This is a genomic window from Psychrobacter sp. HII-4 (assembly GCF_904846595.1).
GTDB lineage: Bacteria > Pseudomonadota > Gammaproteobacteria > Pseudomonadales > Moraxellaceae > Psychrobacter > Psychrobacter celer.
Map to the genome: position 1 here is coordinate 187,486 of NZ_CAJHBJ010000003.1, position 16,608 is coordinate 204,093.

The 16,608-nt window shown below is 47.8% G+C and carries 13 protein-coding genes and 1 pseudogene; 6 read left to right on the forward strand and 8 right to left on the reverse strand.

What is annotated here, in order from left to right:
- Positions 1–78: 78 nt before the first annotated feature.
- Complete coding sequence (locus tag JMX98_RS03560) at positions 79–801, reverse strand: Bax inhibitor-1/YccA family membrane protein (RefSeq protein ID WP_192994978.1); 723 nt, start codon at positions 799–801, stop codon at positions 79–81.
- Positions 802–805: 4 nt separating this feature from the next.
- On the opposite strand from JMX98_RS03560, the gene JMX98_RS03565 reads away from it, so the two are divergent.
- The 3 genes from JMX98_RS03565 to JMX98_RS03575 all read left to right on the forward strand — a co-directional run bounded on the left by JMX98_RS03565 (position 806) and on the right by JMX98_RS03575 (position 2,498).
- The gene (locus JMX98_RS03565; RefSeq protein ID WP_201584740.1) at positions 806–997 is read left to right on the forward strand and encodes a hypothetical protein; all 192 of its coding nucleotides are present in this window, start codon (positions 806–808) and stop codon (positions 995–997) included.
- 115 nt (positions 998–1,112) lie between these two features.
- On the forward strand, positions 1,113–2,117 hold the full coding sequence (locus JMX98_RS03570) for an NAD(+) kinase (protein WP_201584741.1): 1,005 nt from the start codon (positions 1,113–1,115) through the stop codon (positions 2,115–2,117).
- Between the two features lie 66 nt (positions 2,118–2,183).
- Entirely contained in the window at positions 2,184–2,498 is a 315-nt protein-coding gene (locus JMX98_RS03575; RefSeq protein ID WP_201584742.1) for a YeaC family protein, read from the forward strand.
- Positions 2,499–2,633: 135 nt separating this feature from the next.
- Here the strand turns inward: JMX98_RS03575 and JMX98_RS03580 are convergent, their stop codons facing one another.
- The 6 genes and pseudogenes from JMX98_RS03580 to JMX98_RS03605 all read right to left on the reverse strand — a co-directional run bounded on the left by JMX98_RS03580 (position 2,634) and on the right by JMX98_RS03605 (position 11,340).
- Positions 2,634–3,008, reverse strand: coding sequence for a HopJ type III effector protein (locus JMX98_RS03580; protein ID WP_075101716.1), 375 nt, complete (start codon positions 3,006–3,008; stop codon positions 2,634–2,636).
- 231 nt (positions 3,009–3,239) lie between these two features.
- A pseudogene (gene csrA / locus JMX98_RS03585) lies at positions 3,240–3,407 on the reverse strand (carbon storage regulator CsrA); the annotation flags it as partial.
- Between the two features lie 391 nt (positions 3,408–3,798).
- Positions 3,799–5,085: an aspartate kinase gene (locus JMX98_RS03590; protein ID WP_201584743.1), complete on the reverse strand. Its 1,287-nt coding sequence runs from the start codon at positions 5,083–5,085 to the stop codon at positions 3,799–3,801.
- A 362-nt stretch (positions 5,086–5,447) separates the two neighbouring features.
- On the reverse strand, positions 5,448–8,120 hold the full coding sequence (gene alaS, locus JMX98_RS03595) for an alanine--tRNA ligase (RefSeq protein ID WP_201584745.1): 2,673 nt from the start codon (positions 8,118–8,120) through the stop codon (positions 5,448–5,450).
- 186 nt (positions 8,121–8,306) lie between these two features.
- Entirely contained in the window at positions 8,307–9,401 is a 1,095-nt protein-coding gene (locus tag JMX98_RS03600; RefSeq protein WP_198336952.1) for a hypothetical protein, read from the reverse strand.
- Between the two features lie 223 nt (positions 9,402–9,624).
- Positions 9,625–11,340, reverse strand: a complete 1,716-nt coding sequence (locus JMX98_RS03605; protein WP_201584747.1) for a TIGR00341 family protein — start codon at positions 11,338–11,340, stop codon at positions 9,625–9,627.
- Between the two features lie 390 nt (positions 11,341–11,730).
- Between JMX98_RS03605 and JMX98_RS03610 the strand changes: the two genes are divergently transcribed.
- Positions 11,731–11,943: a hypothetical protein gene (locus JMX98_RS03610; RefSeq protein ID WP_105243791.1), complete on the forward strand. Its 213-nt coding sequence runs from the start codon at positions 11,731–11,733 to the stop codon at positions 11,941–11,943.
- A gap of 152 nt (positions 11,944–12,095) precedes the next feature.
- Here the strand turns inward: JMX98_RS03610 and JMX98_RS03615 are convergent, their stop codons facing one another.
- Positions 12,096–13,511 carry a L,D-transpeptidase family protein gene (locus JMX98_RS03615; protein WP_201584749.1) on the reverse strand — a complete coding sequence of 472 codons (1,416 nt, stop codon included), beginning with the start codon at positions 13,509–13,511 and terminating at the stop codon, positions 12,096–12,098.
- Between the two features lie 366 nt (positions 13,512–13,877).
- Between JMX98_RS03615 and prmB the strand changes: the two genes are divergently transcribed.
- A complete protein-coding gene (gene prmB / locus JMX98_RS03620; RefSeq protein WP_201584751.1) occupies positions 13,878–15,053 on the forward strand; it encodes a 50S ribosomal protein L3 N(5)-glutamine methyltransferase in 1,176 nt (391 codons plus the stop codon).
- A 238-nt stretch (positions 15,054–15,291) separates the two neighbouring features.
- The gene (gene aroC / locus JMX98_RS03625; protein WP_201584753.1) at positions 15,292–16,395 is read left to right on the forward strand and encodes a chorismate synthase; all 1,104 of its coding nucleotides are present in this window, start codon (positions 15,292–15,294) and stop codon (positions 16,393–16,395) included.
- Positions 16,396–16,608 lie beyond the last annotated feature (213 nt).

Sequence of the window (16,608 nt, forward strand, 5' to 3'; positions counted from 1 at the left end):
GGACTCTATCAGCTTATGCATAAAAAAACCGCCTTAGCCAAGGCGGTTTTTGTTCACGGTGATAGCGGTATGTATCATTTAGTCTTGTAGGTAGCTTAATAAGCGCATAAACTCAATGTACATCCAGACTAGCGTGGCAAGAATGCCGATACTAAATAACCACTCGTAATCCTCTGATACGCCCATTGCCACACCGCGATCGATATTATCGAAGTCTAGTAGCAAGGTAAAAGAAGCAATGACGATGACAAATAAGCTAAAACCAATAGCGATAGCGCCGCCCTCAAACAAGAAAGGCAAGGTCGAGCCAAATACCAACGACAACACCCACTGCGCGACATAGACAAGCATAATGGCAATGACCGCTGAGGTGACGATAGAGCGGAACTTTTCAGTGACCTTTACCAGCCCTGAGCGGTATAGCCCCAGCATCACCGCTGCCGTCACAAACGTCGCACACATCGCCGTGACCGGCACGCTTGGGTACATGCGCATAAAAAACAGCGAGATACCGCCCAAAAATACACCCTCTAACAGAGCATAAGGGACAGCAAACGTCTTGGCTTTTTGTGGTTTAAAGGTGATAAAAAGGGCAAGACCAAACGCGGCAAACATACTTACCATGGCGGCCATCGTGATAAAGCCTTGTGATAGGCCTGCCATCAGTGCATAAAAGAAAAAACCCACACCAGTGATGGCAGATAACCCGAGTAGCAGACTGGTCTTTTGAATCACGCCCTTGACCGTCATTGGGTTACCGCCGATCGCAAGCTCTGCGCGACTGACAATAGGATTGGCCATACATATGTCCTTAATTAAATATAAAAATAGTAATGTCAGCTACTTTAGCAAAACCGCCATCATTGTCAACTGTGTTTGCGTGATGAAAAGCAAGGCTGCGCGGCGTTATAAAGCGCTGATCTACACCCAGCAGTGGCGGCATTCTGGTAGCCAAACAAGCACAGCTACAAACTCATCTAGTGGTAGCGTGCACTGATTTTTATCTGGGGTCGATTACGACTGTTAACAACGATAATGCATAAACATGCTAGTCTAAGCACGTATTTATCGCTATCATGAGCTGGTATTTTACTGTTATACCGAGTCTTTTTATGGAAAACTCAGCGCAGTCTGCAAGATTGCCACATTTACACGAATCCGAGCTGTTCCACGCCATCAAAAACCCAGCTTTTCGGCGTATTGGCCTCATGGGGCGTGCCGGCAAGCGCAGTGTGACCCAAAGTCTGGTGCAAATTGCCCAAACCATCAATGACATGAACTTGACGTTGATCATGGATATGCAAACCGCCAACTTACCGACGTTAAACCTTACCGAAATCGAAAAAGTCAAAATCGTCAAACGCAGCTTGATCGGCGAGATTTGTGATTTGGTCATCGTCGTCGGTGGGGATGGCTCTATCCTGCATGCGGCCGAGGCGTTGGCACGCTACCGTGTGCCTGTTCTTGGGGTCAACCGTGGTCGCCTTGGGTTTTTGGCAGACGTCAAGCCGGACGAGGCGGCCTTTAAACTGCGCCAAGTACTGATGGGTAATTATCAGCTGGATCATCGGTTTTTATTGACCATGGAGATACGAGAAGGGCGCAACATCATTCATGAAGACATGGCACTCAACGACGTGGTGCTGCATGCCGGTAAGTCAGTCCACATGATTGACTTTCAGATGAAAATCGATGATCAAGATGTCTATCGGCAGCATAGTGATGGCTTGATCGCGGCGACGCCGACCGGCTCTACAGCCTATGCGCTATCAGGCGGTGGCCCTATCGTCCATCCAAGTATGGATGCCATTTGTCTGGTGCCCATGCATCCTCATACTCTCTCGAGCAGGCCGATTGTGGTGAGCGGAAACAGTGAGGTGTGTATTCGCATACATGAAGACAACCGCACCCAGCCGATGGTGAGCGCAGATGGCAAGCCAAGCGTACCCTTAGATCAAGAGCAGCGCCTGTATATCCGTAAGCACCCCGACAAATTGACGCTACTGCACCCGCCAGGTTTTGATTTTTATGAGGCATGTCGCACCAAGCTACACTGGAACGTCCATGCTGAAGAATTCAGTATGGATGTCGATGATGATATCATAGACGATGAATAAGCGTTTTTAAGACACAAATATCTTAGATGATAAAAAACACAGTCAGACATAGTGAGAGTAGGCACGATGGATAAAGAAACGATATTAGCGAGTTTGACGCCAGAGGTGGTCGATAAGTTTCGTATGGCGATTGAGCTGGGTAAATGGCCAGATGGTCGTAAGCTAAGCGCGGAGCAGCGCGAGACTTGCATGCAAGCGGTGATGGTATGGGAGCACGAGCATCTGCCGCCCTCTGAGCGTACCGGCTATATTCATAAGCCAGTAAAAGACGATGGCTCAGTCGTTGGGGCAGAGTGTGATGTCGAGCATGAGCATCACTATCCAAACATGCCCAATCCCAAAGGCGCGGTACAGCCTGTGAAGTTTCGCAATAAGCAGTAAACAGACCGTGATAAGCAAAATAAGCGCTCAGTTGATTGTGTATTGAAGTTATCTTCGTATTGAGTTGACTGAGGAGCACCCAGCAAAAAGCCACGCTCATGAGCGTGGCTTTTTTATGGTTTGATAGATTAGGTTTTAAAGTGCAGTGGTATCCACACTAGGGCGAACCGTTAGTGGGTTTTTTTGCATCAAAAACCCTTGCCAGCCCCAATGTAAAAAGTTGCGAATATTGGCATGATCTGTGCCATTAGGCGTCGCTAGGACTTTGGCATAATGCTCGCCAAACAGTTTTAGCGTGTCTAATTGGTTTAGGCCATGATGCTTGGCAAACCCAAAAATCTTGGCACTGCCTTCGTTTTCACCAGCAGCATTATGTACCATACCGTTGACAAAAGGCGCTGGCGCATAACGATAAAAATCATCAATAAAACTGATGACATCATTGAATCCAATGGCTTTTTTGTCCAAACCATTAAGTAGGGCCGATACATCTGATTGGCGGATACTCATAAATAAATGACCTCAGAGCAGATTAAAAAATAAACCTATTAGATTATATAGTTATAAAAACGACAGTACTTCTAAAAACACAGCGTATTTATAAAAACACACTTCTAATAGATGCTCAATGATTATTTGTGATTAATCGTTCAGTTTTATCGCTCAACGATTAAAATAGTCTTCGTCATCAAATGAAGGCGCAAAATTGCCTTGCTCAAGATGCTGCATTTGCGACTGTACAGAACGCTCATGCTGAATACGTTGGTAAATCTCTTCGCGGTGTACGGCAATATCTTTGGGTGCGTTTACACCGATACGTACTTGATTGCCTTTGACACCAAGGACAGTCACACTGACCTCATCACCAATCATTAGCGTTTCGCCCACGCGGCGTGTCAAAATTAACATGCGTCACACTCCTTATGTCGCATCAACAAATTATTACTCATCAGATTACTTCTCGATTGCAGGACATCGCCGCAGCACAAAACAAACCATGTGTTGATCACAACATAATGATTGTGCCAATAACGGCGATGATAGGTATATTCATTTAGCCCAAATGAAGCCCCCATTATAGGGGGCATAACAGTTACTGTCACGGGTTTTCACAAAACTATTGGGTAAATACGCAGCCTAGTAATAATAAAAAATAAAAATAGGATCTAAAAAGACCCTATTTTATTAAATATATTAGACAAAGTAATTGATACTGATTTAATTGATAACTGTTGATGCTAAGTTGATAGGTTTAATGGTTTAAAATCAATGACAGTTTCATCAATAATGGTGATATCAATTATAGCCCAGCGACTTTACTATCGCCATCGTCGCGGTCTAGACCGAACGCTGTATGCAATGATTTGACCGCTTTTTCTAGATGCTGATCTTGAATTAAGACAGAGACTTTGATTTCACTGGTCGAGATCATCTGAATGTTGATGTTGTGCTCGGCCAAGGTTTGGAACATCAGGCTTGCAACCCCTGCGTGTGAGCGCATGCCCACACCGACCAAAGATACTTTGACCACTTCACTGTTACCCAAAATTTCTTTGGCACTGATGTCGTCTTTGACTTCGTCGTTTAGTACTTTCATGGCTTTGTCTAAGTCGGTACGGTTGACGGTAAAGGTGAAGTCAGTGGTACCTTGATCCGATAGGTTTTGTACAATCATATCGATTTCGATATTGGCACGTCCAATCGGGCTTAAAATAGCAGAGGCAATACCAGGGTGATCAGGTACGCCGCGCACTACAATTTTTGCTTCGTCTCGGTTAAAGGCGATACCTGAGATGATTGCCTGTTCCATACTGTCTCCTTCGTCTATCGTAATTAGGGTGCCGACATTGTCTTGAAATTCTTGGTCAAAGCTACCGTCAGTATTTTCATCAAAGCTAGATAGCACACGCAGCGGCACGCCATATTTACCAGCAAACTCTACCGAACGAATCTGTAGGATTTTGGAGCCAAGGCTTGCCATCTCAAGCATTTCTTCAAAGGTAATTTTTTCAAGCTTTTTGGCTTTTGAGGTCACGCGTGGATCGGTGGTATAGACGCCATCGACGTCGGTATAGATTTGACACTCATCAGCGCCTAGTGCTGCTGCAATCGCCACGCCGGTAGTATCAGAGCCGCCGCGGCCTAGGGTGGTGGCGTTGCCTTCTGCGTCGATACCCTGAAAGCCTGCGACGATGACGACATTGCCAGCATCGAGCTGTTCGCGGATGCTTTCGTCATCGATGCTCTCGATACGGGCTTTGTTATACGCGTTATCGGTTTTGATCGCTACTTGGCGACCCGTCAATGAGCGCGCCCCCACGCCCAGCTCTTTTAGCGCCATCGCAAGCAATGAGATGGAGACTTGCTCACCTGTTGAGACCATTTGGTCGTATTCACGTGGGTCAGGCTGGGTACTGATTTGGCGTGCCAAATCGATCAAACGGTTGGTTTCGCCGCTCATGGCTGAAACCACGACGACCACTTGGTGACCGTTATCATGCCAGCGTTTGACTCGTTTGGCGACGTTTTTTATGCGGTCGATACTACCCATCGAGGTGCCGCCATATTTTTGTACTATTAACGCCATAAAAATCTACCTATTATTCAATAATGGCCTTTTTTATCATCGCTGTGCATCTATGTGACGCCCAATCAATGTCTGCATAGATAAAGCCGTATTATAAGAGTTGCGCCCTATGCTGTTTGCTATGTTGTGCTGCTGAGCAAGTGAATGAACGATATGTTCAAACGTTGACCTTTATATCATATCTGCTGAGCAACGTTAAGTGCCAGCAGTGCTTAGATGCATGGCGATTGGTTATGAAGGCCATAACCAACCCGCATCATGCGATAAGGATCGCTCTATGACACTCAGATAGCATTTAGTCTGGATAGCATTTGGGTTAGATAGCGCTTGGGTTTTCGTCCCAGCGCCATGCCCGAGATGCCCTAACCTAACTGCTCGGCAATCCAAGCGGGTAGTGCGTCGATGACGGCTTTTGCACTGTCAGATTTTGGTGCGCCGCCTTGCGCATAGTCAGGCTTGCCGCCGCCTTTACCGCCCAGCTCGCCTGCTAGATGACGAATAATATCGCCCGCCTTTATCTTGGCGGTGACAGATTTTGCCACACTGGCGGCCAATGCCAATTGCTCGTTTTTATCACCAATCAGGACAATGACGCTATCTGGCAGTTTGGATTTGATATCATCCATCAGGGTACGGATGGATTTGCCATCGATACCGCTTAGGGTGCTGATGAGTACAGGGGTGTCTGCGATGGTCTGTACTTCATCGAGTAGGTTGGCTGCTTGGGCACTGGCCATCTTTTGCTGCAAACGCTCAAGCTCTTTTTCTAGCTCGCGCTGCTTGTCGACCATCGTACGTACACGCTGTGCCACGTCAGGGCGCTTGGCTTTTAGCTGACTTGCCAGCTCGCTGAGTTGCTGCTCGCCTTGCTGTATGTTTTTGATGGCGTTCATGCCAGTGACGGCTTCAATACGGCGGATACCAGCGGCGATACCAGATTCGCTGGTGATTTTGAGTAGGCCTATATCACCGGTGCGCTGCACATGCAGACCGCCGCACAGCTCGATAGAGAAGGGCTTGCGCTGACCATCTACGATGCGCTCTGTGCCCATCGTCAATACACGGACGTCACTGCCATACTTTTCGCCAAACAGCGCCATCGCCCCTTGGTTCATGGCTTCATCGATGGACATATGCTCGATACGGGTCGGGGTGTTGGCTTGAATTTGCTCATTGACGAGGCGCTCAATACGGCTAATCTCATCGGGCGTGACAGGTTTGTCGTAAGCAAAGTCAAAACGCAAAACCTCACTGGATACCAATGAGCCTTTTTGGGTGACCGCATCGCCCAGCACTTCTCTTAGGGCTGCGTGCAATAGGTGAGTGGCTGAGTGGTTTTTGGCACTCGCCGCGCGGATGCTTGAGAGCACTTGAGCATTGGCGGTTTGTCTGCTACAAATCTCGCCCATGGTCACCACGCCATGATGAATGATGGCTTGCCCAGATTTTTTGGTATCTTGTACGGCAAACACGCCCGTTGCAGTGTGGATTTCGCCCAGCTCACCGACTTGACCACCGCCTTCAGCATAAAACGGGGTGCGATCTAGGACCACGACGCCTTCCATCCCTTCAGCCAAACGCTCAGCAGGGTTGCCATTTTGATAAAGGGCATCGATGCTCACGCCATCTTCTTCTAGCTGCTCATAACCAATAAATTCAGTAGGACTCTCAACTTGAATGACGCTGCTATAGTCCACATCAAACTTACCAGCATCACGAGCCCGCTCGCGCTGTGCTTGCATGTGCTCATCGAACTCAGCCTCATTGATGGCGATACCGCGCTCACGTGTGATGTCAGCTGTCAAATCAAGCGGGAAGCCGTAGGTATCATAAAGCTTAAACGCCGCTTCGCCAGAGAGGATATCACCATCTTTTAGGCCTTCAAGCTCAGAGGCTAGCAGGCGCAGACCTTGCGCGAGTGTCTTAGCAAACTGCGCTTCTTCTTTTTGAATGGCGCTCTCAATCGCGCTTTGTTTGTCTTTTAGCTCGGGATAAGCGTCGCCCATCTCTGCCACTAAAGGCGCGACCATTTTATAGAAAAATTCACTATCAGCGCCCAGTTTGTTGCCATGACGTACCGCGCGGCGAATGACACGGCGCAGTACATAACCGCGGCCTTCGTTGCTTGGTGTGACGCCATCTGCAATCAAAAACGCCACGGCACGGATGTGGTCGGCGATGACTTTGAGTGATGACTGCTGCTGATTGTCAATCTCTAAAATCTCAGCCGCTGCCTCCATGAGATGTACAAATAGATCTATCTCATAGTTGCTATGGACGCCTTGCATAATGGCGCTGATACGCTCAAGCCCCATGCCCGTATCGACACTTGGCGCAGGCAGCGGCAGCATGGTGCCGTCTTTTTGGCGATTAAACTGCATAAAGACGCAGTTCCAAATCTCGATATAGCGATCGCCGTCTTCTTCAGGCGTACCCGGCAGGCCGCCTTCGACATCGGCACCATGATCATAAAAGACCTCGGTACATGGGCCACAAGGACCGGTGTCGCCCATCGTCCAAAAGTTATCAGACGCATAAGGTGCACCTTTATTATCACCAATACGGATAATACGATCGCTTGGGATGCCGATGTCATGGTGCCAAATATCAAACGCTTCATCATCCGTTTCGTAAATGGTCACATACAGACGGTCTTTATCAATGGCCAACCACTTATCTGAGGTCAAAAACTCCCAGATATATTCGATACCAGATTTTTTGAAGTAATCGCCAAACGAGAAGTTACCGAGCATCTCAAAAAACGTATGGTGGCGCGCGGTATAGCCTACGTTGTCTAAATCATTGTGTTTGCCGCCAGCCCGTACGCATTTTTGCGAGGTCACCGCACGCGTATAGTCGCGCGTTTCCATGCCCAAAAAGGTTTCTTTAAACTGATTCATGCCCGCGTTGGTAAATAACAATGTCGGGTCATTGTGCGGGATCAAGCTAGAGGATGACACTTGGGTATGCTGCTTGCTGATAAAAAAATCGATAAAGGCTTGGCGAATATCGGCTGTTTGAGATGGCTGGCTCACAGCGGCTCCTTACTGACGGATAGAATTGAGTAAAATAATTTTGCAAGCGATTTTAGCACAAACGCCCAAGCTCTTGGTATAAGAGTTATCACTGTTGGGGTATTGTGCCAAGGTGAATGAGGCTTTCATTTACAAACAATCAGCGTGAACGTCTTACCGCAAATGACGGCATGAATCGTTCAACTGCTAACTTGATGTTTGAGCTTGCGCTTGTATTGGTTGCTTGCGGTTGCGTACCCACACCCAAATAATAGCCACGATCATGATGAGACCAATAATGCCCAGCATGGGATACACGGTGCCAATGAGTGTGCTAAAACCGAGCTGGCTTAAACCAAGACCCACGATAGCAAAAAACGCGCTAAGTGCTTTGAAGCGGTTTGTCCCTGGTGTTGCAAAGCGGGTACTAAAGGCAAAAAACATACCCACGGCGGTGCTGTATATCATACAAATGAGCGTCGCTGACATGATGATCGCCAACACGGGTGAGATGTTTGAAGCCAGTCCTAGAGTAGGCATCTCAACACCGATGAGTGTGTCGATGTTAGCGAAAAGGCCAATATTGAGTAAAAATACTAACAAGCCCAAGCCGAGCCCGCCCATCGCACCACCGCTGGCTGCTGTTTTTTCGGAGCGAGTCATACCGCCAATGACTGCCAGCATAGGAAAGCCAACTGCGATATTAAATGAGGCATAAAGCACCGCCCCAAAAAACCAATTTGAGATCGGCCAGTCTGAGCTGATAGTAGGTATTTCTTGCGCTACCTTATTTAGCGTCTCACTTGAGGCAGTGCTGTTAAAAAATGAGTAGGTGGTAATCGCCAATATCAATAGCAGCAGCACAGGCATGATGATACTGATTAGCCTGATAATGCCTTTTACTTTTAAACAGAGTGTGGCGACGACCAGTACCGTCATAAAAACACTGCCTACCAGTGGTGGCCAACCGTACTGCTGCGTAAAGATGGAACCACTACCAGCCAGCATGACCACGCCCACACCAAATAAAAAGAATGATAACACCACATCCACAACCAACCCAGCGCGCGTACCAAATAAGCTATACAGTACTTTTTTGTGTGAGTTGGCCTGCATATTTGAGCTCATGCGCGCAATTTGCATACCCAAAAAAGCAAACAGCGCGGCACTAACCAGTGTGCCAATAACACTTGCCATCCCGTAGCCGGTAAAAAACTGAAGGACTTCTTGGCCAGAGGCAAAACCACCGCCAACGACTACTGACATATAGGCTGCGGCTATTTGCCAAGATTGTTTGTTCACTATGATGTACTCCTATCCCTGAAGTGTAGGTTGGTGAGGCTAATCTGCCTGAGTTGTTGCTGCGGCGCAAAGTATAGTATTCAATGCTTTATTGACAGACGACTGCGCGTCAGACAACAAGAGCATGGCAGTAAGGCTGTAAAAAAAAGCCTAGATACTAACACGGCATTGGGAAGTCAGCAATCGAGTAAAGCCGATACGTTTGATTTAAACGCCCTCAGCGTTAATTGGTCAAAATCGCGGCATCTGTTTTGTCGAGTTTGTCTTGTGTCAGCGGATTGGACTCAATGACCTGTACGGGTAGGTAACGCAGCTGGAGTTTTATCGGCAGATAATCAGGGAAGTTTTTTGCCATATCTTGGGTGATGCGGGTTTCTATTTGCTGCACGTCATAAGCGCTCGGTGTCGTCTCACCGCGGATGACAGCGCGGACCACTTGGTTTTGCTCAGTGCTATCAAACTGAGTGTTGGTCAGCACGTTGCCTTTATCAATAAAATAGCGATTGATGGCTTCTTTGACACTGCTTTCAAACACTTGCTGCTTGGCGTTGGTTTGTAGGTTGATGGTTAGATAGGTACCGAGGCCGCCTAACAATAACAACGTCACCGCGTTACGCTGCAAAAAAGTCAGGTAGTTGCTGGACTTGTAGTCGTCATCGACCAGTCGCCGAAACCCAAGTACCCACAGCACTAAGGCGTTGGTAAACTGAATCGCAATGATGTTGGTCACTGCCAGTAACAGCGCGCCAAAGCCTAGCTGCATCTCACCATTGGCAAACAAAATCCCGCTGGCGGCCAGTGGTGGCACCAAAGCAGTCGCCACCGCTACCCCAACAACGGCAACCGAAAGATGCGGGGATACCATAGCATAAGCGCCGGCTGTGCCACCTGCTAAGGCAATCATCAAATCCATAGAGGTCGGCTGCGTACGCGATAAAATCTCGGCGGTGAGAGGTTGGTCTTTGTGCAGCCAGCCGACGATGAAACCAACTATCAACACCAAAGTAATGCCCAGAAGTACCGTAATCAGCGATTTACGCAGCAGCGGCATCCGGTGGTCGATAATGGCCAATGCCACGCCCGTGATGGGCCCGAGCATCATAGCCACCAGCATCGCACCAATCACCACCGCAGCTGAGTTGGTCACCAGCCCATAGCTGGCAATGATGGCTGAGAGGATATTCATGATAAAATACATCCTGCTGGGCAGGGCGTTGGCCTCTATCTTTACCCGTACCTCAGGATAGTCGATTTTTTGGTTGCTAAACTGCTCCGCTGCAAACTGCTTATAAGACTCTAGTTTGGCTTCTTTTTCTTCTTTTATCTCATCTTCTTGCTGGTCGCTATCATCTGTTGCTGACTTCTCTGTTGTTTTGCTCGCTTTCAGCTGCTCTGCGTCGGTAGTTTTGGTTTGTTGCTCAGCATTCTCTGGGTTTTGCTGCTCCTCATTTTCTTTATCATATTCTTGGTCAGGGGCATTAGTATCTGTCTGTTGCTGAGATACGGGTGTAGAAGCTTGCTTGGCTGTTTGTGTCGGCGTTTGCTCAGCATCAGCATCAGCATCAGGGTTTAAAGGCTCTGATTCTGAGGTTGGCTGGTCGTTTGCTGATGGTGCATCGGGGTCCGTGGTCTCTAAGGTCGCAACGACGACATCAGGTGCGATGGACTCCATGCTAATCTTAGACTCAGGAGGTTTGGCACATGCCATATCGTCATCGTTATCATCGTCATCACCTCCATTATCATTACTTCTATTGTCATCGCCTCTACTGTTATCAGCGCTATTTTCTATTTCGGCGTCATCAGTGACAGTAGGTTCGACATCAGTGTCTGTCTTAGTCGTTGGCGTCTCTAAGCTTTCATCGGTGCGAGATGGTGCCGTTGTATCAGCGGTGTGGCTAGATGAGTGGTGGGCTTTTTGTTTATCAACAGACGTCATAATAGGTAGCTTTCTATCAAAAAAAGACACTCGTTATTGTAATGATAAATGGCCGCAGCTGTGTGGGTTTTTTGCGAGTCGTCATCGAGCAGCATCAGAGCAGGCAGCACGGAGGTAGTAATGAATGAGTGGTGGTCATGTAGCGCAATGTGGTTGACAACTATGCACTATGGACTCAGTCAGAGACGTGGCAATAGGAAAAATCGGTAGTATAAAAATGATGTAGAAATAATGATAAAGAGGTTTATTATAAATAACCTTGATAATAGCAAGGGCTTTGCCCGTTATCAGTTGCTATGAATGGCCTGAAGGTTTGTGAGAAACACTTACTTTTTTTGTGGATTTAGTGTATAAAGGAGTTATATCCACAAAAAAAGTAAGGAGTAATTCATGAATTGGCCATTATTCTCCGTTATTTACTCAATCGCTGCGACCGTGACAGTCGGTGTCTTTATCATTGGTGCTTTGGTGACAGGTTTTAATCAAATTCCGCATGTACAAATCGCGGTCGTCGCCGGTCTTTTGCTCTCTATTCCTGCAGGTTTGTTTTTTACCAAAAAAGTCGGCAGCATCACGGGTAATGAGGAAGGCTATAATACGTAATCGCATCTTAGCTGAATGGGTGACTTTCTGTTTTTGGATTTGCACCAAACCTATACCTAGCCACTGCTTTAAGCCTCTTGTTTTATATACGCCAAAAAAAAGACCTTGCAAGCAAGGTCTTTTTTTTGGTGTATACAATACCAGTTAAACAGTTATTTTAACTCGACGGTTGCGCCATTTTCGATATTGGCATATACCTCGAGCACATCCCAGTTGGTCAGACGCACACAGCCTGCTGATGCTTGACGGCTGATGCCTTCAGGCTTTGGCGAGCCATGTAGACCATATGATGGCTTAGACAGACCCATCCATACGACGCCGACTGGGTTGTTTGGGCCTGGTGGCAGCATGTGTACTTTTTTCTGCGAGCCTTTACCGACAGTCGCTTTGTACCAAGGCATCTTGACCTTATTGATGATTTTGAAGGTACCTTGTGGAGACGGGGTGGCGTCACTACCTACGGTGGTCGGATAAGTGGCTACAAGCTTGTCACCATTATAAGCATACAGTGTTTTGTCGGCTTTGTTGGCGACCACGCGGTTGATGCGTTGGTTGAGAGGGTCGCGGGTATTTAGGACAGTGATGGTCTCGCCTGCTTTGTAGGTTTTGTTTTTATTGAGTTTGTCCAAGTAGCGAATGTCCATATGAAAGCGCTCAGCCAGCATCTCTTTGATGTCTTGGTAGTACAGGCCCTTCATTTTTGACTTGGCTTCTGAGCCTGCAGGTGTAATGGCAAAGTTGGTTTTGATGTCGTCATCAGTCAGTGTATAAGTCACCAGTACCGGCTTGTTGGCGGGGATGTTTTTGGTTAAGGCATTCCACGTTTTTTGATCCATCCTGCCGGTGGCGGGCAAGCCTTTCATGGTTTGAAAGTTGGTCAATGCTTTTTTGCTGTTCATGCCCCAGCCACCATCGATAGGACCAGGAGAGGCATGGTTCCAATCTAGCAGTGCCTGCATTTTTATCGTCATCGCTGAGTTGACTTTCATGTTCGGCGACCAAACGGCGTTGTTGACTTGTTTGGCATAGCTTGACAAGTTCAGCGTAGTATAGCGCTTACCGTTTTTGTCTTCGATGCTTTTGATGGTAGGGTCGTCGCTGAAGTCTTGGCGTTTTTCGTTGTCTGGTAGCTCAAAAGACAACGGGTCAGAGGAGTCGATAGCATCGATATTGCTGGGCGCAGCAACGGCTTGGCCTTCACTGATGTCATCTGTGCGCTCAGACTGCTCATCCTTTAAAGTTAGCTCGGCGGCACTCATATTATCAGCCGTGTTTGCCTTGGAGGCGGCATCTGAGGCTTGTTTTGAATCAATCAGCTGCGTCATGCTATCGCTTGAGGCGGATTTGTTTGGCTTGACGCTGGACGTCGCCTCAGTCGCACGCGGCTCAATCGTGCGACTCCGGTTTTCTTGCACATCAAGACTGACTTTTTGGGCAAGACTTGGTAGGGTCTCAGCCGTACGTACTGGCAATGTGCGCGCGGTCTCATCGGGCGCGGCAAACGCGCTAACACTGGCGCTAATGATAGCGATTGAGATAGCGGTAATAAGTGGCTTTTTTTTCATCATATGACATTACTTGTGGTTGCTACTAATGGGGTTATTATGCGCATAATTGTGGCGCTTCGCAAACTTTTGATACATGTTTTTCTATCTTAAGACGTCTAAACGTCAACTGCTGACGTATTCACTACAGTTGGGCAATAATATAGTGAAAATGTGTAGACGGCCAAGTAAGCTGCTGAGGCAATCTGATACATAAAAGTAAATTAGAAACAAAGATAAATGTGACAGTATAAATGCAAGTATTGGCGCAAGTTACGGTTTGCGTCTATAATGGTAAACGAGATTTTTATTTAGTAGATCGGCTTTTATTATCAGGCGATTTAATCCATCCGCATGCTATCCGTAAGCATGCAATCAGCAAGGTGCGATATGTCAGAAGAGCAAACAATGAGCGCAGAAGCGTTTCAAAATCAGTACTTCAATGAAGAGGGCGCGCAGGTCGCAGAAGGTGATATGGCGTATGATTTAGAGACCGGTCTGCTCGGTGAGCATGAGCAATTTGCCAATTTACATGCTGAGCTTGCAGAAGCACGTGAGCAGCTTGTGAGTATTCGTGATTTTATCCGTTTTTCGGTCACCCAGCTGCGCAATTATGATGTGGTCGTTGCTCAAGGCACCACGGATGAGTTTGCCGAAGCCTCTGCTATCGTTTTACATTCTTTGTCTTTGGACTGGTCGGCCAATGAGCAAATCCTCGATTGTCGCCTGACGTCTTCAGAAAAGCAGCTGGTGCTGAGCTTATTAGAAGAGCGTATCGCTGAGCGCAAACCGTTGAGCTACTTAATCAACTTATCGTACTTTTGTGATTTACCGTTTTATGTCGATGAGCGCGTGCTCATCCCGCGCTCGCCCATCGCCGAGCTGATTCGCCAGCAGTTTCATCCGTACTTTGAGGTCAATGAGCTGGCCAAACCGCTCGGCGTCGATGTCAATGAGCAAACCTCGGTATTTTATGACCATGGTTTGGACGTCAAACAGCTATCACAGCCTGAGCGTATCTTAGACCTATGTACAGGCTCTGGCTGTATTGCCATTGCGCTTGCGACCCGTTTTGTCGATGCGCTGGTCGATGCAGTTGATATCGATAAAGGGGCGCTAGAGGTGGCGATGGTCAACGTTGATCATCATAACCTTGGTCATCAAATCAATGTCATTGAGTCAGATTTGTTTGCCAAGATACCTGCTGAAAACCAGTACGAGCTGATCGTCACCAACCCGCCATACGTCGATGCTGCCATCATGGCTGATTTGCCGCCTGAGTTTTTATATGAGCCTGAGCATGCATTGGCAGCGGGTCAAGACGGTTTGGACTTGGTACACCGTATCTTATTTGAAGCGCCAGATTATTTGAGCCCTGAAGGCTTGCTGGTCTGCGAGGTGGGCGATAGTGAATGGGCGCTAAAGCAAGCCTATCCTGATATCAGTTTTGACTGGTTAAAATTTGCTCGTGGTGGTCATGGAGTGTTTGCCATGACTTATGATGAGCTGGTGGCAAACCGCGAGCTGTTTGCCGCTTATGTGCAGTTATTGGATAGTGCGCAGTAGTCGTATGTAGGCGGCGCTGTTATAGTTAGCTGAATGTAAAACTGTTATGGATTTAAACGCGCTACTGGTATAAATTTTACTTGCGTGCTGCGTTCCCAGAGGCTGCGCAAAATTCATCCCAGTAGCGCTATGACATTTTTAGAGTATATCGACTATAGATGACAGATAAAAGCGGCGACCATGCGTCAATACCTCAATAGGATAGCGCGCAATAGATTTTACGGATTTAAGGATAGATATGGCAGGCAATAGTATTGGGCAGGTTTTTACCGTCACGACGTGCGGTGAGTCACATGGCGCCGGATTGATGGCCATTGTCGATGGCGTGCCACCTGGTTTGGCACTGTCGGCAGAGGATTTGCAGGTAGATCTGGATCGCCGCAAGCCAGGCACCTCTAAATACTCAACCCAGCGCCGTGAGGCCGATGAAGTCGAGATCCTATCAGGCGTCTTTGAAGGTAAGACCACAGGCACTTCGATCGGGCTGCTGATTCGAAATACCAATCAAAAATCCAAAGATTATAGCGATATCAAAGACACCTTTCGCCCGGGTCATGCCGACTATACATATAGCATGAAGTACGGCTTTCGCGATTATCGCGGTGGCGGTCGCTCGTCAGCGCGTGAGACGGCGATGCGGGTAGCGGCTGGTGCTATCGCCAAAAGATACCTGCAAGAGCGCTTGGGCGTGCAAATCCGTGGCCATGTGACGCAGATAGGCGATCAATATAGCAGCGTCACTAATACTAGCCAAATTGATTGGGACTTTGTCAATAGCAATCCGTTTTTTACGGCGGATAAAGACGCTATTGGTCGGTTTGAGGCTTTGATAGACAGTCTGCGCCGCGAAGGAAGCAGCTGCGGTGCGCGTCTAGAAGTGATCGCCAGTGGCGTGCCTGTGGGTCTGGGCGAGCCGGTATTTGACCGTCTGGATGCGGATATCGCTCATGCCATGATGAGTATCAATGCGGTCAAAGGGGTAGAGATTGGCGATGGTATGGCGGTAGCAGGGCAGTTCGGTCATCGCTCTCGTGATGAGCTGACGCCAGAGGGTTTTACGGCCAATCATGCTGGTGGTATTTTGGGCGGTATTTCATCAGGACAAGATATCCGCGTGAGCATCGCCCTCAAGCCAACTTCTAGTATCACCACGGCTGGCAAGAGCATCAATACCCAAGGCGAAGCTGTCGACATGCTGACCAAAGGTCGTCATGATCCTTGCGTTGGGGTGCGTGCCACCCCGATCGCCGAGGCGATGCTAGCGATTGTGTTACTCGATCATTATCTGCGCCACCGTGGTCAAAACGCCGATGTCGAGCCGCCGGTCTCCTCAATTACGTAATATCGTGAGATAGCATCAGTTATCTAGCGTATCAGCCGTTCCAAAAATCTTACTCAAACCTAGCCAATATTGACTATTAGATAGGTTTGACGTTTTCTTTCTGCTTCATTGTCACGCGCTATTTCTCATTTGAGATTTAGACTGACCACGACTCCACAGACTTTTTTAATTGGCGATGGAACTCACCGTCCAATTAACAGGATTATGCGTCCA